This is a genomic window from Curtobacterium sp. PhB191 (assembly GCF_004346515.1).
Lineage (GTDB): Bacteria > Actinomycetota > Actinomycetes > Actinomycetales > Microbacteriaceae > Curtobacterium.
The window spans coordinates 438,849-460,189 of sequence record NZ_SMBV01000002.1 but is presented as its reverse complement, the minus strand read 5'-3'; the positions used below and the strand labels follow the sequence as shown (position 1 = coordinate 460,189).

Here is a 21,341-nt window from a genome sequence, read left to right as displayed (position 1 = left end):
CCGCGCGCGGACCGCTGCCCGCGACCACTCACTGGAAGTCCCGCGACCGCGTGCGCACGGACAGCGACAGGTGCTCGATCCGGTCCGCCACCAGGTTGACCACGCCGTCGGGCGACCGCTCGAGGATGCCGCGGACGATCACCGCCGGGGATTCCCGGGCGACCCGGCGGTAGCGTCCCCACACCCCGACGCTGCAGATGACGTTGACCAGCCCGGTCTCGTCCTCGACGTTCATGAACGTGATCCCCGATGCCGTCGCCGGACGCTGCCGGTGCGTGACGATCCCGCCGATCTCGACCCGCCGCCCGGTCTCGGCCGTCGCGGTGTCCTGCACGCTGAGCACCCGGCGGGCGGCGAGCCGGTCGCGCACGTGCCGGACGGGGTGGTCGTCGGTCGTCATGCCCGTCGACCACATGTCGGCGATCAGGACGTCGCCGCTCGTCATCTGCCCGAACAGCGGCGGTTGGACGACGACCTGCGTGTCGGGCAGCTGATCGGCGCGCTCCGCAGCGGCCTGGGCCGCCGACCACATCGCACCGCGGCGGTCGATGTCGAACGGGGCGAAGGCGTCGGCAGCGGCGAGCGCCTCGAGCTGCGCCGTCGTCAGCCCCACCCGGCGGGCCAGGTCGGACATGTCGACGAAGGGGCCGTTCGCGTCACGCTCGGCGACGATCTTCTCGGCGCTCCTCCGGCTGAGCGAGGCGACCTCGGCGAGTCCGAGCCGGACCGCGAACGCGCCGTCGCGGCGGTGCCGTGCGGTGTCGTCGGGCAGTGCCTTGTCGAAGGGCAGCACCGGCGGCTGCTCGGTGTGCAGGCAGGCGTCGTCACCGCACGGGGGCACCACCTGGTCGTCGCCGAGCGGTTCGAGCGTCGCGTCGACACCCGAGCGCAGGATGTCCGGTCGGAGCACCTGGACGCCGTGCCGACGGGCGTCGGCGACCAGGGTCTGCGGTGAGTAGAACCCCATCGGCTGCGCGCGGAGCAGCGCGGCCAGGAACGCCCCCGGGTAGTGCAGGCGCATCCAGGCGCTCGCGTAGACGATCAGGGCGAAGCTGATCGAGTGGCTCTCCGCGAAGCCGAAGTTCGCGAACGCCTGGATCTTCGCGTAGATCGCGTCGGCGTCCTCGCCGTGGATGCCGTTGTCCGACATGCCCGCGTAGAGCTTGTCGCGCAGCCGGTCGATCTTCTCGTGGCCGCGCTTCGACCCCATCGCGCGCCGCAGCAGGTCGGCGTCGTCGCCCGAGCAGTTGCCAACCGCGATCGCCATCTGCATGAGCTGCTCCTGGAACAGCGGCACCCCGAGGGTGCGTTCGAGCACCGGTTCGAGCGACGGGTGGATGTACGTGATCGGTTCCTCGCCGGTCCGACGCCGGATGTAGGGGTGCACGGCACCGCCCTGGATCGGGCCGGGGCGGACGAGGGCGACCTCGATCACCAGGTCGTAGAACCGCCGTGGGAGCAGCCGGGGCAGGGTGCCCATCTGCGCGCGGGACTCCACCTGGAACACCCCGATGGTGTCGGCTCGGCAGAGCTGGTCGTAGACGCCCTGTTCCTCCTTCGGCATGGAGTGCATCTCCCAGCGCTCACCGCAGTGCTCCGCCGCCAGGTCGAACGAGTACTGCAGCGCCGCGAGCATGCCGAGGCCGAGCATGTCGAACTTCACGAGCCCCATGAAGGCGCAGTCGTCCTTGTCCCACTGCAGCACGGTGCGGCCGTCCATCCGCGCGTGCTCGATCGGCACGACCTCGCCCGCCGGCCGGTCGGTGAGCACCATGCCGCCCGAGTGGATGCCGAGGTGGCGCGGGAAGCCCAGGACGTCGCTCGCCAGCCCGACGACCGCCGGCGGGATGTCGTGGTCTTGGCTCTCGGTCACCGAGCCCCACCGTTCGACCTGCTTCGACCAGGCGTCCTGCTGCCCCGGGCTGTGGCCGAGGGCCTTCGCCATGTCGCGGACGGCACCCTTCGGGCGGTACGTGATGACGTTCGCGACCTGGGCGGCGTTGTACCGGCCGTACTTCTCGTAGACGTACTGGATCACCTCTTCGCGGCGGTCCGAGTCGAAGTCGACGTCGATGTCGGGTTCTTCGTCGCGCATCGCCGACAGGAACCGCTCGAACGGCAGGCCGTAGCGGATCGAGTCCACCGCGGTGATCTCGAGCAGGTAGCAGACCGCGGAGTTCGCGGCGGAGCCCCGCCCCTGGCAGAGGATCCCCCGGCCGCGGGCGTACTGCACCATGTCGCGCACGATCAGGAAGTAGCCGGGGAAGTTCTTGTCCTCGATCACGGCGAGCTCGCGTTCGATGCGCTCGCGCTTCTGCGGGTCCACGCCGTCGGCGCTGCCGGGGTAGAGCCGACGTGCACCCGTCCAGGTGAGCTCCCGCAACCAGGACATCGCGGTGTGGCCGTCCGGTACGTCGAGGTCGGGCAGCCCGGGCTTGACCGTGCGCAGGCGGAACCCGAGTTCGTCGGCCAGCGCGACGGTGTTCCCGATCGCCCCCGGGTACCGCCCGAACCGCCGGGTCATCTCGGCGCCGGAGCGCAGGTGCGCGGTGTCGGCGGCCGGCAGCCACCCGTCGATCTCGTCGAGGCTGCGCCGGGCCCGGACCGCGGCCAGCGCCGTCGCCACCGGGAACCGGTCCGGGGTGGCGTAGTGGACGTTGCCGGTCGCGACCAGGGGCAGCGTGTACCGCTCGGCGAGGGTCGCGAGCACGTCGTTCCGCGCACTGTCGAGCGGGTCGCCGTGGTCGAGGAGCTCCACCACGACGTTGCTGCGCCCGAAACGGTCGAGCAGCACGCGCAGCGCGGTCTCCGCCGCGGACTCCCCGCCCTGCTCGAGCGCCTGCCGGACGGTGCCCTTCCGGCACCCGGTGAGCACCCGCCAGTGTCCGTCGGCCCGTCCCGCGAGCTCGTCGAGGTCGTAGCGCGGGCTGCCCTTCTCGGACCCGGCCGCGAGGTGCGCACTCGTCACCGCGCCCGCGAGCCGGTGGTAGCCGTCCTGCCCGTCGGCGAGCAGGAGCAGGTGGGAGCCCTCGGGATCGGGGACGCCGTTCTGCGGTTCGGTCAGGCCCAGCGAGAGCTCGGTGCCGTAGACGGTGCCGACCTGCGGGTACGCCTCGGCGACCTCGGCCATCCGGGCGGCACCGTAGAAGCCGTCGTGGTCGGTGAGGGCGAGGGCGTGCAGGCGCAGCCGTGCGGCTTCCTCGAACAGCTGCTCGGGCTGGCTGGCACCGTCGAGGAAGCTGAAGGCCGAGTGCGCGTGCAGCTCGGCGTACGGCACGACCGGAGGGCCGTCGTCCGCAGCCGCCGGCTGGTCCGTGGGCACGTACGGCTCGCGCTTCCGCGACCACGCCGGGCTGTCCCCGCCGTCGCCGGCCTTCGCCGTCCCCGGACTGCGCTTGTCCGACAGGGCGCGTTCGAACTGCGACCACGGCACGGGTGGGTTGCTGTAGCCCATCAGGTCCTGCTCCTGGATCGGTTCACGTGGCGATCGCCTCCGCCCACCAGCGGTGGTCGGCCAGCACCAGGTACCAGGCACGGCCCTCGGCGTCGACGAGCTGCAGCCGGTGCAGTCGTCGGCCGCCGGACTCCCACCACCGCACGACGAGCGGCCAGGGGCCCGCCCAGGCCGTGACGGGTGCGAACCCGCCGCCCCGGTCCCCCTCGGCGCGGAAGCGTTCGGGTGCGCCGGACAGCACGCCGCGGTCGTCGACGTCGACGCTCGCGCCGTCGCCGGAGACCACGTCGACCGGCCGGGGACGCTCGAGGACGGTGGCGGGCGGCGGCCCGGGCAGCTTGCCGGGCCAGGGGCGGTCGCGCACGGTGGCAAGGGCCCGCTCGCCGCCGGGTGGGGCGTCACCCCACGGCACGAGCACCACCCGCTCGGACAGGGTCCGGCCACCACCGACCCGCGGGCTCACCACCCCGTCGTGCCCGACCATGCCCTGGATCCGGGCCAGCCCGTGGTGCACGCGCTCGTCCGGTCCGGAGCCCCAGAGTCCGCGTTCGTGGTTCGCCATGTCGTCGACGGCGACCGGCTCGAGCACGACCGAGGTGACGGGGGCCTCGAGCCCGGTCGGGTCGACCCCGCCGGCGAGCTGCCACCGCACCCGGTCGACGACGTCGGCGGCGTCGAACCACCGGGGGTGCGCCCACGTGCGTTCGAGCAGGATGTCCCGCTCGTCGACGATCCCCACCCGGATGGTCGTCGCGACGAGCCCCGCGGCGCGGAGGCGTGCGGCGAAGTCGTCGGCGGAGCGCCGGAACGCGAACGCGATCTGGTCGGCACGGTCGAGCGGGGGTTCGAAGGCGGCCTCGATCCGGAGCTCGGGAGGGATCGCGCGCGCCGAGATCTCCCGTGGGTCGCGTCCGCCGGCCAGCCGGTGCAGGAACGCCCCGGCGACCCCGAACCGGTCGCGGACCTGCTCGTCACTGAGTGACGCGAAATCGCCCAGCGTGGTGATGCCGAGCCGGTCGAGCACCGTCGCGAGCTCGGGGTCGCCGAGCACACCGAGGGGCAGGGCCGCCAGGAAGTCCGACGAGCCGGAGACCGGCACGATCCGTACCCGTTCGCCGGGACGCACCGGCCGGGCCCGTGCCGCCTGCTCCGCTGCGAACGGGGTGTCCGCCACACCGGCCCGCACCGCCGGGGCACCGTGGTCGGCCGCGATCCCCGCCAGGGTCGCCGCGGCCGCCCGCTCGCCGCCGTAGTACCGCGCCGGTCCCCGGGCACGCAGGGCGAGGGTGCCGGGCCGCAGTACCTCGACCCCGGGGACGGCGGCCTCGACCGCGCGGATGACGGGTTCGAACGCGCGGTGGTCGAGGGCGTCGTCGTAGGGGTGCACGACGAGCTCCGGACAGCGCGCCTGTGCCTCGCGCACCCGGAGGCCCCGGACGACGCCGTGCTGCCGTGCGGACGCGGAGCTCGCGAACACCAGGCCCGTCGCGACCACGGCGAAGGGCTGCTCCGGCGGTGCCCCGGCCGCGCGGGCCGCCGCGATCACCGGCCAGTCCGGGCACCAGAGCACGATGGTGCGGGTCGGCGGTGGCTCGGGCAGCGCCCCGCCGCGGGCGATCGCGTCGGCACGGACACGCCCCGGCGCGATCACGACGCCACCGCCACTCCCAGCAGCACCCCGGCGATCACGACGCCACCGCCACGGGCCGCAGCACCCCGGCGATCACGACGCCACCGCCACGGGCCGCAGCACCCGGGTGTCGCCGGACCCCACCGACGGCACGGGGGTCGCCGTCCGGACCGTGCCGTCGGCCGCAGGCAGGAGCAGTTCGGCGCTCGTGGGGCGCACCGCACCCGCACGACCGGTCGCCGTCACGGTGGCGCGACGCTCGGTCAGGTGCCCGTGGCCCTGCCCGATGCCGCTCCACACCGACGACGTGATCCGCAGCGTGACGTCCGCGCCCGGCCAGGACCCGAGCGCGACGAGGGCCCCGCCGCGTTGCCGGAGCCGGGCCGACAGGCGGGCGACGTCGCCCGGCACCACCCGGCCGAGCGGTCGGGTGAGGACGATCTGGGCGACATCGGCCATCGCCGCGGTCACCGCGAGCCACTGGTCGCCCGGATCGGGGACGAGCACGAGCCGCTCGAGGTCGATCCCCGCGGCGGCCGCGGCCTCGATCCCGAAGGACGGCACCCCGACGACCGCGCACCACGCACCGGACGCCGAGGCCGCCTGCAGCATGGTGATCGCGAGCAGCACCGACTCGGGGACGGCGTAGGTGCCGCCGACCCGGATCGCGCCGCCGGGCAGCAGGGGTTCGAGAGCGGAGGCGGTCGGGAGCCCAGCGGTGTCGACACGGGTGGACTCCATGTCGGTGACCCGGGACCGCAGGGACGTGATGCGGTCGAGCGCCGCCCGGGCGTCACCGAGGTGGTCCGCGCGCGCAGCACCCGAACCCCCACGCGCAGCACCGCTCCGCCCGACCCGATCCGGGCCGGGCGACCGGAGTGCCGCCGCCGTCTGCATGCCCTCATATTCGAACATGTGTTCGATGATGTCAATCGCGTCCGACATCCGTGGACAATCGAGTCGAACGCGTGTTCGGTCAGCTCACCAGCTCGTCAGCTCACCACGTCGCCACCGCTCCGACCGCGCCGAGCACGGACCGCGTCTTCGTCACGACCTCGTCCGCCTCGTCCGCCGCCACCGACGACCACGTCACCGCTCCCCCGGCCCCGAGCGTCCGCGACCGGACCTCGACCGGACCCACCCCGCCGCCCGAGGCGTCCACCACCGTCACCAGTGTCCGGATGACCACCGACAGGTCGACCGCCCCGCTCGCCGAGAAGTACCCGATCGTCCCCGAGTACACCCCGCGCGGCGCGCCCTCGAGCCGGTCGGCGATCGCCATCGCGCTGATCTTCGGCGCGCCGGTCATCGACCCCGGTGGGAACGCCGCCCGCACCACGTCCGCCGGCGACGTCCCCGACGGCAGCACGGCACCGATCGTCGACACCATCTGGTGCACGCTCGCGTAGGTCTCGACCGCGCACAGCCGTTCGACGTGCACCGACCCGGGGATCGCCGTCCGCAGCAGGTCGTTCCGCAGCAGGTCCACGATCATCACGTTCTCGGCACGGTCCTTGGCGCTCACCGCGAGTTCGTCCCGCACGGCCGCGTCGGCAGCAGCGTCGGCGAGTCGTCGCCGCGTGCCCTTGATCGGTTCCGCCAGCACGGTGCGGTCCGCGGCGATCCGCAGGAACCGCTCCGGCGACCGGCTCGCCACGCGCAGCGGGCCGAGCCGCAGGTACGCACCGAACGGGACGGGGTCCGACGCCCGCATCCGGAGGTACTCGGACAGGTGCGGGTCCGTGCCGGGGCCGACCCGGGCCTCCCGGCCCCTGCCCGGCACGGAGAAGGAGGTGGTGAGACAGACCTGGAACGCGTTGCCCTCGCGGATCTCGGCGCGGCACGCGTCGACGGCGCGTTCGTGGTCGGCTCGCGACGTGCGTCCGACCGCTGACGACACCCCGGCCGGGAGGCCCGTGGCCGCGTCCGCCACGTCGGCCGTCGACGGCGACCTGGTCACCGTCTCGAGCCACGCCCGGTTCTGCGCGCTGGCCGCCGGTTCCGCGTCGGCGACGAGCGTCAGCGCCCAGGCGCCACCGGTGTGGTCGACGACCACGGCGCGGTCCACGAACCGCAGGTCGGCGTCGGCGTGGCCGTCAGCGGTGCGGTCCGGGCCGCCGGACTCGCGACCGAGCTCGTACCCGAGGAACCCGACCCAGCCGAGTGCGAAGCCGCAGCCGGCGATCGGCTCGGGCAGCTGCGGCGTCCGAGCGAGGAGGTCGGCCAGCACGGTGAAGGCCGGACGGTCGTCGGAGGACGACGAGCCGAACCAGCCGGCAGCGGGCGCGGCGACCTCGACGGACGCCTGCCGGTCCTGGTGGCGGAACCGGGCACGGAACGGCCCGTCCGCCCACGTCAGCACCGACCATCGAGCCCGTGGTCGAGCGGCGTCGGGTGCGCCGTCCGGCAGCGCGGAGTCGAGCCACACCAAGTCGCCCTCGACCGCGGCGGCCAGCGCGCCGAGGTCGGGGACCGGATCGAGCCGGCGGACCTCGATGCGGGCGCCGGCCGACGGACCGGTCAGATCGCGGAGATCGTCCATGCGGCGGCGTGGGACGCACCGGGGGCGAGCACCACGAGACCGCGGTCGACACCGTCGTTGAAGGCGTCCGGGGCGCACGTCATCGGCTCGACCGCCAGGCCGGCGCGGTGGTACTCGGGGACGACGTGGTCGGCCGTGTGCACCTGCACCCACGGGCACTCCTGGCCGAAGGTCGCGCGGACACCCCGGCCGTCCGCCGTGGTCAGGGCGATGGTCGCGACCCCGTCGGCGTCGCGGTCGAAGCCGGTGAAGGCGTGGTCGATGAACCGGTCGCCGATGCGTGTGGCGGTGCGCAGGTCGAACTCGTCGTGCACGGGGACCAGGTCGGTCGGGATCAGCCGGTCCGGCGTGACCTCGAGCACCTCGGCCGCGGGCAGGGTGAGGGTCCAGTCATCGACCGTGCCGGCGCCGGCGACCAGGTACGGGTGCGGGCCGGTCCCCCACGGGGCGTCGTCCGCGCCGGAGTTCGTGCCGGTGATCGTGGTGTGCAGCCCGGCGACGTCCAGCTGGTACTCGACCAGGACCTCGACGCGGTACGGGTAGCCCGCCTGGGCCTGCACGGTGGTGGCGAGCACCACGCGGTCGGACTCCTGCGCCACGACCCGGAAGTCGGTCCAGGCGACCAGTCCGTGCAGGGCGTGGTGCCGTGCCGGTTCGGTGAGCGCGAGCTCGTGGTCGACACCGCCGAACGAGTACTCGCCGTCGACGACGCGGTTCGGCCACGGAGCGAGGACGGCACCGCGGAACGCCGGTCGGACCTCGTCGGCGGCGAACGGCACGATCAGGTCGCGACCCTCGTGCCGCAGGGTCCGCAGCGTCGCACCGACCGTGGCGATGTCGGCCGTGTACCCGGCGGCGGAGATCGTCAGCGGGGTTCCGGACAGCGGCGCATCGTTGCTCATGCGCTCAGCGTATCGGGCACGTGCGGCCACCCGCACCACGAGAAAACCCCCGCCGTTCCGGGGAACGACGGGGATTGTTGGTGGATCTGAGGGGACTCGAACCCCTGACCCCCTGCATGCCATGCAGGTGCGCTACCAGCTGCGCCACAGACCCAGATTGTGTTGCTTCCGTGCCGACCGGTTCCCCGGAGGCACCATAGAAGCGTACACCATGCGAACGCCGGGCAACGAAATCGAAGCCGTCACCCGGGCGCGTCGCTGATCAGGCGGTGTGGTCCACCGGGAGCTCGAGCGGGATGGTCGGGCAGTCTGCCCAGAGCCGCTCGAGCGAGTAGTACTGACGGTCCTCGTCGTGGAAGACGTGCACCACGATGTCGCCGACGTCGATGAGGACCCAGCGGCCCTCGCTCCGGCCTTCGCGGCGGAGGGTCTTGGCGCCGAGCTCGAGGAGGCGCTCCTCGACCGCATCGGCGATGGACTGCACGTTGCGCTCGTTCCGACCGGTTGCGAGCAGGAACACGTCCGTGAGCTGCAACGGCCCGGTCACATCGAGCGCGACGAGGTCCTCGGCCTGCTTGGCGTCGGCCGCGAGAGCGGCGGCCTGCACGAGTTCCAGTGCGCGAGTGGAGGCGGTCACGGATTCCTTCCGGTCGTCGACCCGGCAGGGAGCCGGATCGCTTGGTGGGTCACGATCATAAGCCACCCCGCCGACGCACGGCCAGGCCGCGGCCGACGCAGGTGTCGGGATCGGTGGTTCGGGTCGGGGGGTCAGCCGCCGAAGGTGTGGGTCGTGACGAGCGCGACGATGATGACCGCGGCTGCGGCGACACCGACGGCGCCGACCGTGACGCCGAGGATGAGCGGCGTGCGCGACTCCTTCGGCTTCGCGGCGGCGAGGACGACCTGGCGGGTCGAGGTGTGGCTGGACACCGCGCGGCTGGCGCGCACCGGGCTGGCGTCGGTCTCCGGCTGCTCGTCGTGCTGCTCGAGCAGGCGGTCGACCTCGGCACCGTCGATCGGTCGGTGCGACCCCGTCGAGGACAGCGACGCGGGCAGGTCGATGGACCCGGTGAGGATCACCTCGCCCGTCGCGTTCAGTGCTCCGGTCGGGTCGGCCAGGGCCGAGTTCGGCAGGATGATCGCGTTGGTGTCGGTGACCGCGATCCGGCGGGTGCCGGTCGAGTCGTCGTGCACCTCGGCGTCGTTCGAGCCGTGCGCCTGCTGCGACCAGTGCCCGACGGGTGGCTCGAAGGCCGTCGTCATCGGCTTCGGCTCGGCCGGCCGCTGGAAGGACGCGGGGACCTTCGGGGGCTCGGTCCGTGCGGGCTCCGGGATCGGGACCTCGTTGGTGTCGTCGTCCTCGGGGTCGAGGGACAGCGGGAACACCGCCGGGGTCGACGGAGCACCGTCCGGGATCCCCGGGAGCGGCGTGGCCGAGGGGTGCTCGGGCGCGGCGTCGTCGACCGATGCGTCCGCGTCGGTCTGCGTCTCGTCGGTGCCCGTCTCGTCGGTGCCCGTCTCGTCGGTGCCCGTCTCGTCGGTGCCCGTCTGGTCGCTGGACGTCCCTGCGGGGGCCTCGTCCGCGGCCCCGGCTTCGGGCTGTGCTTCGGAAGCGTCGTCGGCGGGCGGCGACCAGGTCGACCGGTGGCGCCGGGGCTCCTCGGCGTGCGCAGCGGCTTCGTCGAGCGGCTCGAGGGCGTCGGGCGACCCGTCGGCCTCGGTGGCCTGGGCGACCGCCGCCTCATCGAGCACCGTGGGGGTCTCGGAACCGGACGGCTCGTCCGCGGCGCGCGGCGCCGAGGTCGGCTCGATCGTGTCGACCGAGCCGAGGACGTCCTCGACGGTGCGGTCGGAGGACTGCGGCGTGGGGTTCTGCAGCGGGACCGGCAGGACCGCCTGGTTCTCGGCGGCGCGCTGCTGGCGGATCTGGCGGCGGGTCAGACCACCGCTGCCGGGCACGATCTCGGTCGCCGAGGCGGGCGGGAACGGCGACACCCCGGCTGCAGGGACGGAGGTCACCGGCACGGAGGGCGCCGAGGCCGGCGTGCCCGTCGGTGCCGACGTGCCCGTCGCGGCGGACGCCGGAGCGGAGGACTGGGCCGGACCGCCGGGAGCGGGTGCCACGTGCGAACCGGGTCGAGGACGGGGTTCCGTCGACTCGGCGGGTGCGGCGACGGTCGGCGGCGGCGTCGCGGGCTGCGAACCGGCTGCTGCGGCACGCTCCCGCTCGCGCGCCTGGCGCCGCGACAGGGGCGGCTGCGCGTCGGACGAACTCATGCAACGCTCCGATACAGGTGGTGCTTGGAGATGTACTGGACGACCCCGTCGGGGACCAGGTACCAGACGGGGGAACCACGTCTCACCCGGTCGCGGCAGTCGGTCGACGAGATGGCCAGTGCGGGGACTTCGAGCAAGCTTACGTCTCGCTCGGGGAGTCCGCTGATGCTCAGGTCGTGTCCCGGACGCGTCACGGCGACGAAGTGCGCGAGGTCCCAGAGACCATCATGGTCTTTCCAGTCGACAATCTGCTGAACGGCGTCTGCGCCCGAGATGAAGACGAGCTGCGCGTCGGGCCGCTGTTCGTGCAGGTCGCGGAGCGTGTCGACCGTGTACGTCGGGCCGGGGCGGTCGATGTCGACGCGGCTCACCGTGAACATCGGGTTCGACGCGGTCGCGATGACCGTCATCAGGTAGCGGTGCTCGGCATCCGTGACGCCGGACTTCATGTACGGCTGACCGGTGGGGACGAACACGACCTCGTCCAGGTCGAACGCCCGAGCGACCTCGGACGCCGCGACGAGGTGACCGTGGTGGATGGGGTCGAACGTGCCGCCCATCACCCCGATGCGCGGTCGTCCGGTGCTCTCGAGCATCGGGTGCAGATCAGCTCTTGGTGTGACCGAACTCGTCGACACCCGTCTCGTGGTGGCGGGTGGCCTCGAACTTCTGCGAGTGGCGGTAGGCCACGTCGCGGAAGCTCCAGGTGACGAAGCCCAGGAAGATGAAGAACAGCGCGCCGACGAGCGGGAACACGAACGCCGGGGCCCCGGAGGCGTGCTCCGCAGCTTCTGCGAGGAAGGTCATCGTTCGGTGCTCCGTTCGGTCGGGGAAAGACGCCGTTCAGTCTAGCCGCGGATCTGGCCGTTCCCGCGCACGATCCACTTGGTGCTCGTGAGCTCCGGCAGCCCCATCGGGCCACGCGCGTGCAGCTTCTGCGTCGAGATGCCCACCTCGGCGCCGAAGCCGAACTCCCCGCCGTCGGTGAAGCGCGTCGACGCGTTCACCATCACGACCGCCGAGTCGACCGTCGCCAGGAACCGCTCGGCCGTGTCGACGTCGTTCGTGACGATCGACTCGGTGTGGTGGGTGGACCAGCGCGCGATGTGCGCCATCGCGGCGTCGACGTCCGGCACGACGCGGATCGACAAGTCGAGGTCCATCGACTCGGTCGCCCAGTCCTCGTCGGTGGCGCGCAGCACGCCCGGCACGATCGCCCGCGTGGCGTCGTCGCCGCGCAGCGTGACACCGGAGGCACGGAGCCGGTCCGCGAGCACGGGCAGCAGCCGCTCGGCCGCCTGCTCGTGCACCAGGAGGGTCTCGAGGGCGTTGCAGACGCTCGGCCGCTGCACCTTGCTGTTCAGGACGATGTCGACGGCGCGCTGCTCGGGGGCCGACGCGTCGAGGAACACGTGCACCACGCCGGCACCGGTCTCGATCACGGGGACCTGCGACTCGGTGACGACGGTCTGGATGAGCGAGGCGCTGCCGCGTGGGATGAGCACGTCGACCAGGCCGCGGGCGCGCATGAGCTCGGTGGCTCCGGCACGGCCGAACTCGTCGATGGTCTGCACGAGCTCGCGCGGCAGGCCGACCGACTCGACGGCGTCCTGGATGCGCGCCACGAGCACGGCGTTCGTCCGCTGGGCCGCCGAACCCCCGCGGAGCACGACCGCGTTGCCGGACTTCAGCGCGAGCGAGGCGATGTCGACCGTGACGTTCGGTCGTGCCTCGTAGATGGCGCCGACGACCCCGAACGGCACCCGCACCTGGGTGAGCTGCAGGCCGTTCGGCAGCGACGAGCCCCGCAGGTGCTCCCCCACCGGGTCTTGCAGGCCGACGACGTCCTCGACCGCGGTGGCCAGCGCCTCGACGCGTGCGGGGTCGAGTCGGAGGCGGTCGACGAGGCCGGAGGACAGGCCGCTCTCCTCGCCCGCGACCAGGTCACCGTGGTTCGCGGCGACGATCTCGTCGGTGGCGGCGCGGACCCCGGCGGCGATCGCCACCAGGGCGGCGTCCTTGACCGCCGTCGTCGCGGTCGCCAGCGCCGACGAGGCGGTGCGGGCAGCCACGAGCGTGTCGGTCAGGGTCGGGGCGGGCGCGATCGACGACATGGACCGATTCTAGGTCCGCTCGTCGGCCCGTGACGGGCCTGACGGCGTCTCGCCGGCCGACCGGTCACGACACGTTGCACCACGACCGCCGAGCGGTCGCGCCGCGTCGCTCCGCGCCGCCCCCGTCGACCGGTCCCGACCGTTCGACGCGGTCCGTCGGTGCGTCGTGACCGCCTGGAGGCCCGGCACCGGTCCCCGGGACCCGTGCCGGGCCTCCAGGCGGTCGCGTTCACCACGCCGACCGGTCACGACACGTCGTCCGGCGCCACGCGAGCGGGTCGCCGACCGTCGCTCCGCGACCCCGTGTCAGGGACGCGGCGCGGCGTGGAACCAGGTGCCGACGTGCTCGCCCGACAGGGCGCGGTCGACGAGGGCCGTGGCGGTCACCAGGACCGACGTGCCCGACTCGGCCGCGAGCCGCGCAGCCGCGACCTTGGTGCCTGCTCCCCCGGTCCCCACGCCGGACTTGCCGACGGAGCCGAAGGTGACGCCGGCGAGCTCGTCGCCGAACGGTACCTCGTCGATGCGCTCGGCGCCGGGCTGCTCCGGCGGCTTCGTGTACAGGGCCTCGACGTCCGACAGCAGCACCAGGGCGTCAGCACCGAGCAGCCGAGCCACCAGGGCGGCGAGCCGGTCGTTGTCACCGAAGCGGATCTCGTGCGTGGCGACCGTGTCGTTCTCGTTCACGATCGGCAGCACCCGCAGGGCGAGCAGCCGGTCGATGGCGCGCTGCGCGTTGACCCGGTGCGTGGGGTTCTGCAGGTCGCCGGCGGTCAGCAGGATCTGCGCCGCGACGACCCGGTGCCGGTCGAGTTCCTTCTGGTACCGGAACATCAGGACGTTCTGGCCGGTGGCCGCGGCGGCCTGCTGCGTGGCGAGGTCGTCGGGACGGCCCTCGAGCCCGAGGAACGGGAACCCGGTCGCGATCGCACCGGACGACACGAGCACGACCTCGGTGCCACGGCCGTAGGCGCTGGCCAGGGCGTCCACCAGCGGACCGATCTGGCCGGCGGCGTCACCGCTGACCGAGGACGAGCCGACCTTGACCACGATCCGCCGCGCACGCGGGATGTCCTCTCGCCGGGTGACGGGTCCGAGGTCGGTGCGGGCGGTCGTGTCGGTCATGCCGCGGTCAGTCCTTCTGGTCGCTGGTCTCGAAGTCGCCGGTCTCGACGCCGGTCTCGGGGTCGCCGGTCTCGGGGTCGTCGCTGGTGACGACCTCGTCGTTCACCCAGAGACCGGAGACACGCTCCTGCTCGAGCTCGGCACGGGCGGCCGCCTTGGCGTCCATCCGCTCGAAGTACTCCTCGCGACGCTCGTTGCGGGTCGGACGCGAGGTCGCACCGATGCGGGCGTCGGTCCCGCGCGCGCTCGTGATGAGCTCCGCGGTGGACGTGAGCGTCGGCTCCCAGTCGAAGACCATGCCGCCGTCGCCACCGATCACGACGGTCGAGCCGGCCACCGCGCCGGCCTTGAACAGGCCGTCCTCGACGCCGAGCTTCGCGAGCCGATCGGCCAGGAAGCCGATCGCCTCCTCGTTGGTGAAGTCGGTCTGCTGGATCCAGCGCTCCGGCTTCGCGCCGCGGACGCGGAAGAAGCGGTGCTCCTCGCCGCCCTCGGCACGGACCGTGAAGCCCTGGTCGTTGACCGCACGGGGGCGGATGACGATGCGCTCGACGACGGGCTCGGCCGCGCGCTTGGCACGACCCTGCTCGACGACCTCGGCCAACGCGAAGGTCAGCTCACGCAGACCCTTGTGCGACGCCGTGGAGATCGGGAACACGCGGTAGCCACGGCCCTCGAGCTCGGCGGTGACGAACTCGGCGAGCTCGGCGGCGTCCGGCACGTCGATCTTGTTGAGCGCGATGAGCTGCGGACGCTCGAGCAGCGGCACCTGGCCCTCCGGAACCGGGTAACGCTCGAGCTCGCCGAGGATGACGTCGAGGTCGCTGATCGGGTCGCGGCCCGGGTCCATCGTCGCGCAGTCGATGACGTGCAGCAGGGCTTCGCAGCGCTCGACGTGCCGCAGGAACTCGAGGCCGAGGCCCTTGCCCTCCGACGCGCCCTCGATCAGCCCGGGGACGTCCGCGACCGTGAAGCGGCTCTCGCCCGACTCGACGACGCCGAGGTTCGGGGTGAGCGTGGTGAAGGGGTAGTCGGCGATCTTCGGCTTCGCGGCCGAGATCGCGGCGATGAGCGAGGACTTGCCGGCGCTCGGGAACCCGACGAGGGCGACGTCGGCGATGGTCTTCAGCTCGAGGCTGATGTCACCCGCCCAGCCCTCGGTGCCGAGGAGCGCGAAGCCGGGGGCCTTGCGCTTGGTGGTGGAGAGCGCCGCGTTGCCGAGGCCGCCCTGGCCACCGGGGGCCACGACGACGCGCGTGCCGGGCTCGGTCAGGTCGGCGATGACCTCGCCGGCCTCGTCGTACACGACGGTGCCGATCGGGAGCGGGAGCTCCTGGACCTCGCCGCTGACGCCGCTGCGGTGGTCGCCCATGCCCGGCTGACCGTTCTTGGACGAACGGTGCGGAGAGCGGTGGTAGCCGAGCAACGTGGTGACCTGCGGGTCGGCCACGAGCACGATGTCGCCGCCGTCACCGCCGTTGCCACCGTCGGGCCCGGCGAGGGGCTTGAACTTCTCACGGCGGACCGAGACGCAACCGTTGCCGCCCTTCCCCGCGCTGAGGTGCAGGGTCACGCGGTCGACGAAGGTCGCCATGGTTCCACTCCTGGAAGATCGTTGCGCCGACGGGGTCCGTCAGCGCGTTGTGCCGACGAGATCCGTCAGCGCGTTGTGCCGACGAGATCCGTCGGCGGGAAAAGCGAAGGAGGGGCGGGCACTCGGCCCGCCCCTCCCGCTGAAGCTGATCGTCGCGACTACGCGTTGACGATGTTGATGACCTTGCGGCCACCCTTGGTGCCGAACTCGACCGAACCGGCCGAGAGGGCGAACAGCGTGTCGTCGCCACCGCGGCCGACGTTGGCGCCCGGGTGGAAGTGGGTGCCACGCTGGCGGATGATGATCTCGCCGGCGTTGACGACCTCGCCACCGAAGCGCTTCACGCCGAGGCGCTGTGCGTTCGAGTCACGACCGTTGCGAGTGGAACTCGCACCCTTCTTGTGTGCCATGAGCTGACTCCCTTACGCGATCTTGGTGATCTTGACGCGGGTCAGTTCAGCGCGGAAACCCTGGCGCTTCTTGTACCCGGTCTTGTTCTTGAACTTCTGGATGATGACCTTCGGACCGCGCAGGTCGTCGAGCACCTCGGCGGTGACGGTCACGTTGACGAGCTCGGAAGCCGCCGACGTGATCTTGTCACCGTCCACGAGGAGCACGGGGGCGAGGTCGATGTTGCCCTTGTCGTCCGCCTTGACACGGTCGACGGTCAGGATGGTGCCGACCTCGACCTTTTCCTGACGGCCGCCGGCGCGCACTACTGCGTAAACCACGTGGAAATCCTTACGTAACTCTGCTTGAGGGAAGTCTCGGGTGCCCACTTCTGCACGAGCGGCTCCCGGAAGGCCGGGCCCGATCGGCGACGCAGGCAGAACGGCCCGCTGACACCAGGGATCGAGAATACTCGATCCCCATGGGTCCGGTCAAACGGCGACACACGTACGATTGCACGGTGACCGTGTTGATCGACCCACCGACGTGGCCCGCTCACGACACTCTGTGGTCGCACCTCGTCAGTGATGAATCCTACGCGGAACTCCACGCGTTCGCTGCACGCGCCGGTGTGCCGCGTCGTGCGTTCGACCACGACCACTACGACGTGCCGCTCGCGAAGTACGACGAGCTGGTCGCCGCGGGGGCCTCTGCGGTGTCCGGCCGGGAGCTCGTGCTGCGGCTCATCCGCAGCGGCCTGCGTGTGGCGCAGCGCGACAAGCGCGCCCACTGACGCGCCGCGCGGGTGCGCCAGGCACGCACGGTGCGAGGTTCTGGACTCGGTGCGGCGCACGCCGGCTCCCACGGCGTCCGGAACCTCGCACGGTGCGGACGGGAGGCCCGGCGCACCCCCGCCACGTCCGTCCTGTCGCATGGTGCGCGGCCGCGTCTCGGGCACGTGCGCACCGTGCGAGGTTGCCCACAGCGTGCGAGGTCGGCAGCACGGTGCGTCGCCAGAGGCTCGCACCGTGCCGCGGCCGCTGCACCGCCCGGTGAACCCCGCACGGTGCGGCGACAGGCGGACGCCGCACCGCGCATGACCTCGCCGGGCCGCCGTCGCGCCTCGGGCACGTGCGCACCGTGCGAGGTTGCCCACATGGTGCGAGGTACGAAGGCCGCACCATGTGGTCAACCTCGCACCGTGCAGCGCCCACACGACCGCCCACACGACCGCACGAGCGACGAAGCGAGGTCAGCGGGGCGCTGGACCGCCCCAGGGGGCTGCCGGCGGCTGCTGCTGGTCCGGACGGGGCTGTGCGCCGTACTGGCCGCCGTACTGCCCGTGGGGGTCCGGCTGGACCAGACCCTGTCCGTACGGGCCCTGCTGCGGCTGCTGCGGCCCCGGCTGCACGGTCGCGGGCGGGACGGCGTCGGCGGGCCGTACCGTCCCCGGCAGGCCGGACGTCGGCGCGGGGCCACGGTTCCGTCGCGGGCGCCCGAGCCACAGCCACGCCGCGGTCGCACTCGCCAGGAGCATCACCGTGAACGGCACGCCGTTGCGGAGCGGGTTCGTGACGACGTCGATCACGAGTCGGGAACCTCCCGAGGTGATCGCCCCGAACGCGCCCGTGAAGACACCGACGAGCGCGAGGGCGATCGTCCCGGCAGCCCCGGCGAGCACGGCGCGGAGCAGCACGGTCGGCAGCGGGCTGCGGCGGGCGATCGGGGTCAGGAACGCCAGCGCCAGGAACGCCCCCGCGTAGAACGGGAACGGCGCCAGGAACACCGAGGCGATGAAGCTGCCGACCAGGCTGGCACCCGCGCCGTAGTGCGCGAACGGGCTGACGACGAGGGACGTCCCGATGAGCCCGACGATGCCGGACACGAACTCGACCAGCACGAGGGACACCACGGCGATGAGCGCCCCGGCGGTGTTGTTCACCGAGGCGCCGGGCGCGAAGGCCCGACGCGGATCGGCCGGCGCACGGGGCGGTCGCGGCGGGGCGTAGGGCACCCCGGCAGTGGGCTGGACGCCGTGCGGCGGCTGCCCAACAGGCTGCCCGCCAGGTTGCCCACCGTACGGCGGCTGCCCACCAGGCTGCCCACCGTACGGCGGCGCGGAACCGCCGGCTCCCCCGGGTCCGGGCGGTGCGGGCTGCTGCCAGCCCGCACCGTAGTACCCACGATCCTGCTGCGGGTCACCGGGGTTCGTCACGCTCAGTTCCCCAGGATGACGGAGCCGTCGGTGTCCTCGCCGGACGCACCCTCGGTCGTGGCCGGCGCACTGATGCTCGGCGACGACACCCGGCGGGACCGCGAACGGCCCTGACCCGGCTGCTTCGGCTCGGGCAGCGCCTGGAGCACGGAGTCCAACAGCGACTCGGCGTCCGGGGCGACCTGACGCGGCTCGCGCTTCGGGGCGGCGTTGAGCGGGATGTCCAGGATCGCGACCGTGTTGTCGGTCGGAGTCACCGTCGCGCTGGAGCTGACCCGACGGCGGGCCGGGGCCTTGGCCTTCGGCTCGACGGCAGGAGCAGCAGCCTCGGCGACCGCCTGCTTCGGCGCAGCCTGCTTCGGCTGGTCGCGCTTCGGCTCGGCCTGCTTCGTCTCGACAGCGGCCTCCGCCTCGACTGCGACGGGCGCCGACTCAGCGACCTCGGTGGCCTCGGTCGCGGCAGCGTTCGACTGCTCACCGCTCCGTCCACCACGGCCGCCACGGCGCCGACGCTTCGACCCGGTGGGCTGTTCGCCCGCTCCGGAGTCCTCGGACGCGGACGTCGCTGCGGGGACGTCGGCCGAGGTCGGTGCCTCCGCCGAGGTCGGCGATGCCGGCGAGTCCTCGTGCGGGATCGTCGAGGCGGCGATCCGCGACAGCGCGCTCTTCACGTCGTCGGTGATCTGGTGCGCCTGGCTCGACTGCCCGTTCGACGAACCGGAACCCGAGCCACCGCCGGAGTTGCCCCCGCCGTTGCCGTGCCCGTTGCCACCGTTGCCGTTGCTGCCGCTGCCGTTGCCGCCGGCACCGCTGCGTCCCTTGCGACGCCCCTTGCTCGGGCCCGGGTCGGCGTTGTTGTCGTTGACCTTCGCGTTGACCTCGTCGAGCGACTCGCGCAGGCCGACGCCGATCTTCTTGCGGGTCATCTGCACGAGGCCGAGCGAGGTGACCTCGGCGACCTGGTGCTTCGTGCGGTCGCGGCTCAGGCACTCGATCAGGCGGCGGAGCACGAGGTCGCGGTTCTCCTCGAGCACCATGTCGATGAAGTCGACGACGATGATGCCGCCGATGTCGCGCAGGCGGAGCTGGCGGACGAGTTCCTCGGCGGCCTCGAGGTTGTTCTTCGTGACCGTCTCCTCGAGGTTGCCCCCGGAGCCGACGAACTTGCCCGTGTTGACGTCGACGACCGTCATGGCCTCGGTACGGTCGATGACGAGCGAACCACCGGAGGGCAGCCAGACCTTGCGGTCGAGCGCCTTGTCGATCTGCTCGTTCAGGCGGTACTCCTCGAAGGAGTCCGGGCCCTCGTAGCGGACGACGCGGTCCTTCAGGTCGGGCGCGACGGCCGACAGGTACTCGTCGATGGTGCCGCCGGCGGCCTCGCCGTCGATGATGAGCTTCGTGAAGTCCTCGTTGAAGACGTCACGCACGATCTTGACGAGCAGGTCCGGCTCCGAGTGCAGCATCACCGGGGCCTGGCCACCGGCGACCTTCTTCTGGATGGCCTCCCACTGGCTGGTCAGGCGCTGCACGTCGCGGGTGAGCTGCTCTTCCGTCGCACCTTCGGCAGCGGTGCGCACGATGACGCCCGCGTGCTCCGGCAGGACCTCCTTGAGGATCTTCTTCAGGCGCGCACGCTCGGTGTCGGGCAGCTTGCGCGAGATCCCGTTCATCGAGCCGTTCGGCACGTAGACCAGGTAGCGACCGGGCAGCGAGACCTGGCTGGTCAGGCGGGCGCCCTTGTGGCCGACGGGGTCCTTCGTGACCTGGACCAGGACCTTGTCGCCCGGCTTGAGCGCGGCCTCGATGCGACGGCCGTGGCTGGTGTCGACCGAGTTCCAGTCGACCTCGCCGGCGTACAGCACGGCGTTGCGGCCGCGGCCGATGTCGACGAAGGCGGCCTCCATCGAGGGCAGGACGTTCTGCACCTTGCCGAGGTAGACGTTGCCGATCAGCGACACGTTCTCGGACTTGGTGATGTAGTGCTCGGCGAGGATGCCGTCCTCGAGCACGCCGATCTCGATGGTCGACGAGCTGGAGCGCACGATCATCTGGCGGTCGACGCTCTCGCGGCGGGCGAGGAACTCGTCCTCGCTCACGACCTGGCGGCGGCGTCCGGCGTCACGGCCGTCGCGGCGACGCTGCTTCTTCGCCTCGAGCCGGGTCGAGCCCTTGATGCGCTGCGGCTCGGTGATGAGCTCGGGCTCGCGGCGGCGGGGCTCCTGGTGGTCGCGCGGCTCGCGGGGCGCACGGGCCTCGCGGTCGGCGCTGCTCCCCCGACGACGCGAGCGCCGGCGGGATCCGCCCTGCTCCTCACGCTCGTCGGTGTCGTACCGGTCATCGCGGTCGAACCGGTCCTCGCGCTCGGATCGCTCGGAGCGGTCGGAGCGCTCGTAGCGGTCGTCTCGGTCGTCCTCGTCGCGCTCGTACCGCGCGGCACGGCGCGGCAGCTCCGGCAGGACGGGGGCGTGGAAGATCAGGCTGAGCGTGCTCGTCGCCTTCGGGACGAACGGCTCGGCTGGGGCGGCGGGTTCGCTCGCCTCGGCCGTCGGCTCGGTCTCGGTCGGACGGGAGGCACCACTCGGCTCCGCCACGTCGGCTGCGGGCTCGGTCGGCTCGGCCGTGACCACCGGCAGGTCGCCGGTCAGCGTGCTCACGTCGTCCGGCTCGGCGCTCTGCGCGGAGACGGCCTCGACCGCGACGGACACGGCTTCTGCCGGTGCCCCGTCTGCCGGTGCCCCGTCCGTCAGCGCGAGGGGCTCGTCGACGGCCGGCACCTGCACGGCGTCGGCCGCGACCTGCTGGCCGGACGACCGGGCGCGGCGTCCGCCGAACAGGCGGGTCCGACGCTTCGGGGCGTTCTCGTCGTTGGTCGTGTTGTCGTTGTTCTGCTCCACCATGGACTGGCGCACTCCTCGGCCCCACTCGCACCCTTGTCAGGCGGCGGGAATTCTTTGGTTGTGGCGGTGGCGTCGACGCCCCGCGCTCGCTGTCTTCGTGATCGGTCTGCGTCAACTTCTCGTTGCGTCCGCTGCCGTTCCGGTCCGGGCACCCGGCCCGGGTCGGCTCGGCGTCGGAGTGACGCTGTCCCGACCATG

Annotated in this window: 17 protein-coding genes and 1 tRNA gene; 1 reads left to right on the top strand and 17 read right to left on the bottom strand. The window is 72.6% G+C overall.

Annotation, left to right across the window (positions count from 1 at the left end):
• Window positions 1-28 precede the first annotated feature (28 nt).
• The 15 genes from EDF48_RS05325 to rplU all read right to left on the bottom strand — a co-directional run bounded on the left by EDF48_RS05325 (window position 29) and on the right by rplU (window position 16,369).
• Entirely contained in the window at window positions 29-3,454 is a 3,426-nt protein-coding gene (locus EDF48_RS05325; protein ID WP_131878572.1) for an error-prone DNA polymerase, read from the bottom strand.
• A gap of 22 nt (window positions 3,455-3,476) precedes the next feature.
• Window positions 3,477-5,105 carry a DNA polymerase Y family protein gene (locus EDF48_RS05320; RefSeq protein ID WP_131878570.1) on the bottom strand — a complete coding sequence of 543 codons (1,629 nt, stop codon included), beginning with the start codon at window positions 5,103-5,105 and terminating at the stop codon, window positions 3,477-3,479.
• 72 nt (window positions 5,106-5,177) lie between these two features.
• On the bottom strand, window positions 5,178-6,029 hold the full coding sequence (locus tag EDF48_RS05315) for a hypothetical protein (protein WP_131878568.1): 852 nt from the start codon (window positions 6,027-6,029) through the stop codon (window positions 5,178-5,180).
• Window positions 6,030-6,081: 52 nt separating this feature from the next.
• Complete coding sequence (locus tag EDF48_RS05310) at window positions 6,082-7,626, bottom strand: anthranilate synthase component I family protein (RefSeq protein WP_131878566.1); 1,545 nt, start codon at window positions 7,624-7,626, stop codon at window positions 6,082-6,084.
• The gene (locus EDF48_RS05305; RefSeq protein WP_131878564.1) at window positions 7,605-8,528 is read right to left on the bottom strand and encodes an aldose 1-epimerase family protein; all 924 of its coding nucleotides are present in this window, start codon (window positions 8,526-8,528) and stop codon (window positions 7,605-7,607) included. Before EDF48_RS05305 ends, EDF48_RS05310 begins: the two co-directional genes overlap by 22 nt.
• Before the next feature lie 78 nt (window positions 8,529-8,606).
• Window positions 8,607-8,682: transfer RNA gene (locus tag EDF48_RS05300), tRNA-Ala, on the bottom strand.
• 108 nt (window positions 8,683-8,790) lie between these two features.
• Complete coding sequence (rsfS, locus tag EDF48_RS05295; protein WP_111084542.1) at window positions 8,791-9,165, bottom strand: ribosome silencing factor; 375 nt, start codon at window positions 9,163-9,165, stop codon at window positions 8,791-8,793.
• A 131-nt stretch (window positions 9,166-9,296) separates the two neighbouring features.
• Window positions 9,297-10,805 (bottom strand): hypothetical protein, encoded by a 1,509-nt coding sequence (locus tag EDF48_RS05290; protein WP_131878562.1) that lies wholly within the window; start codon window positions 10,803-10,805, stop codon window positions 9,297-9,299.
• On the bottom strand, window positions 10,802-11,401 hold the full coding sequence (gene nadD / locus EDF48_RS05285; protein ID WP_111084540.1) for a nicotinate-nucleotide adenylyltransferase: 600 nt from the start codon (window positions 11,399-11,401) through the stop codon (window positions 10,802-10,804). The genes EDF48_RS05290 and nadD overlap by 4 nt, the downstream gene beginning before the upstream one ends.
• 10 nt (window positions 11,402-11,411) lie before the next feature.
• Window positions 11,412-11,612, bottom strand: coding sequence for a hypothetical protein (locus tag EDF48_RS05280; protein ID WP_123293955.1), 201 nt, complete (start codon window positions 11,610-11,612; stop codon window positions 11,412-11,414).
• A gap of 41 nt (window positions 11,613-11,653) precedes the next feature.
• Window positions 11,654-12,919, bottom strand: coding sequence for a glutamate-5-semialdehyde dehydrogenase (locus EDF48_RS05275; protein WP_123293956.1), 1,266 nt, complete (start codon window positions 12,917-12,919; stop codon window positions 11,654-11,656).
• Window positions 12,920-13,225: 306 nt separating this feature from the next.
• Window positions 13,226-14,044, bottom strand: a complete 819-nt coding sequence (gene proB / locus EDF48_RS05270; RefSeq protein ID WP_216834657.1) for a glutamate 5-kinase — start codon at window positions 14,042-14,044, stop codon at window positions 13,226-13,228.
• A 7-nt stretch (window positions 14,045-14,051) separates the two neighbouring features.
• On the bottom strand, window positions 14,052-15,638 hold the full coding sequence (obgE, locus tag EDF48_RS05265; protein ID WP_131878560.1) for a GTPase ObgE: 1,587 nt from the start codon (window positions 15,636-15,638) through the stop codon (window positions 14,052-14,054).
• Window positions 15,639-15,796: 158 nt separating this feature from the next.
• Complete coding sequence (gene rpmA, locus EDF48_RS05260; RefSeq protein ID WP_071257351.1) at window positions 15,797-16,048, bottom strand: 50S ribosomal protein L27; 252 nt, start codon at window positions 16,046-16,048, stop codon at window positions 15,797-15,799.
• A 12-nt stretch (window positions 16,049-16,060) separates the two neighbouring features.
• Window positions 16,061-16,369, bottom strand: coding sequence for a 50S ribosomal protein L21 (gene rplU / locus EDF48_RS05255; protein WP_111084536.1), 309 nt, complete (start codon window positions 16,367-16,369; stop codon window positions 16,061-16,063).
• Window positions 16,370-16,548: 179 nt separating this feature from the next.
• On the opposite strand from rplU, the gene EDF48_RS05250 reads away from it, so the two are divergent.
• Window positions 16,549-16,821, top strand: a complete 273-nt coding sequence (locus tag EDF48_RS05250) for a DUF4031 domain-containing protein (protein ID WP_123313478.1) — start codon at window positions 16,549-16,551, stop codon at window positions 16,819-16,821.
• A 459-nt stretch (window positions 16,822-17,280) separates the two neighbouring features.
• On the opposite strand, the gene EDF48_RS05245 is transcribed toward EDF48_RS05250, so the two are convergent.
• Both EDF48_RS05245 and EDF48_RS05240 read right to left on the bottom strand, forming a co-directional pair.
• Window positions 17,281-18,042, bottom strand: coding sequence for a hypothetical protein (locus tag EDF48_RS05245; protein ID WP_131878558.1), 762 nt, complete (start codon window positions 18,040-18,042; stop codon window positions 17,281-17,283).
• A 203-nt stretch (window positions 18,043-18,245) separates the two neighbouring features.
• Window positions 18,246-21,143 (bottom strand): Rne/Rng family ribonuclease, encoded by a 2,898-nt coding sequence (locus EDF48_RS05240; protein ID WP_131878556.1) that lies wholly within the window; start codon window positions 21,141-21,143, stop codon window positions 18,246-18,248.
• Between the last annotated feature and the right edge of the window lie 198 nt (window positions 21,144-21,341).

Excerpts from the sequence above, each read along its gene's own strand:
- EDF48_RS05325 (WP_131878572.1), bottom strand. The coding sequence starts at position 3,454 with ATGGGCTACAGCAACCCACCCGTGCCGTGGTCGCAGTTCGAACGCGCC.
- EDF48_RS05315 (WP_131878568.1), bottom strand. The coding sequence starts at position 6,029 with ATGTCGGACGCGATTGACATCATCGAACACATGTTCGAATATGAGGGC.
- EDF48_RS05310 (WP_131878566.1), bottom strand. The coding sequence starts at position 7,626 with ATGGACGATCTCCGCGATCTGACCGGTCCGTCGGCCGGCGCCCGCATC.
- EDF48_RS05305 (WP_131878564.1), bottom strand. The coding sequence starts at position 8,528 with ATGAGCAACGATGCGCCGCTGTCCGGAACCCCGCTGACGATCTCCGCC.
- EDF48_RS05290 (WP_131878562.1), bottom strand. The coding sequence starts at position 10,805 with ATGAGTTCGTCCGACGCGCAGCCGCCCCTGTCGCGGCGCCAGGCGCGC.
- nadD (WP_111084540.1), bottom strand. The coding sequence starts at position 11,401 with ATGCTCGAGAGCACCGGACGACCGCGCATCGGGGTGATGGGCGGCACG.
- EDF48_RS05280 (WP_123293955.1), bottom strand. The coding sequence starts at position 11,612 with ATGACCTTCCTCGCAGAAGCTGCGGAGCACGCCTCCGGGGCCCCGGCG.
- EDF48_RS05275 (WP_123293956.1), bottom strand. The coding sequence starts at position 12,919 with ATGTCGTCGATCGCGCCCGCCCCGACCCTGACCGACACGCTCGTGGCT.
- proB (WP_216834657.1), bottom strand. The coding sequence starts at position 14,044 with ATGACCGACACGACCGCCCGCACCGACCTCGGACCCGTCACCCGGCGA.
- obgE (WP_131878560.1), bottom strand. The coding sequence starts at position 15,638 with ATGGCGACCTTCGTCGACCGCGTGACCCTGCACCTCAGCGCGGGGAAG.
- rpmA (WP_071257351.1), bottom strand. The coding sequence starts at position 16,048 with ATGGCACACAAGAAGGGTGCGAGTTCCACTCGCAACGGTCGTGACTCG.
- EDF48_RS05240 (WP_131878556.1), bottom strand. The coding sequence starts at position 21,143 with ATGGTGGAGCAGAACAACGACAACACGACCAACGACGAGAACGCCCCG.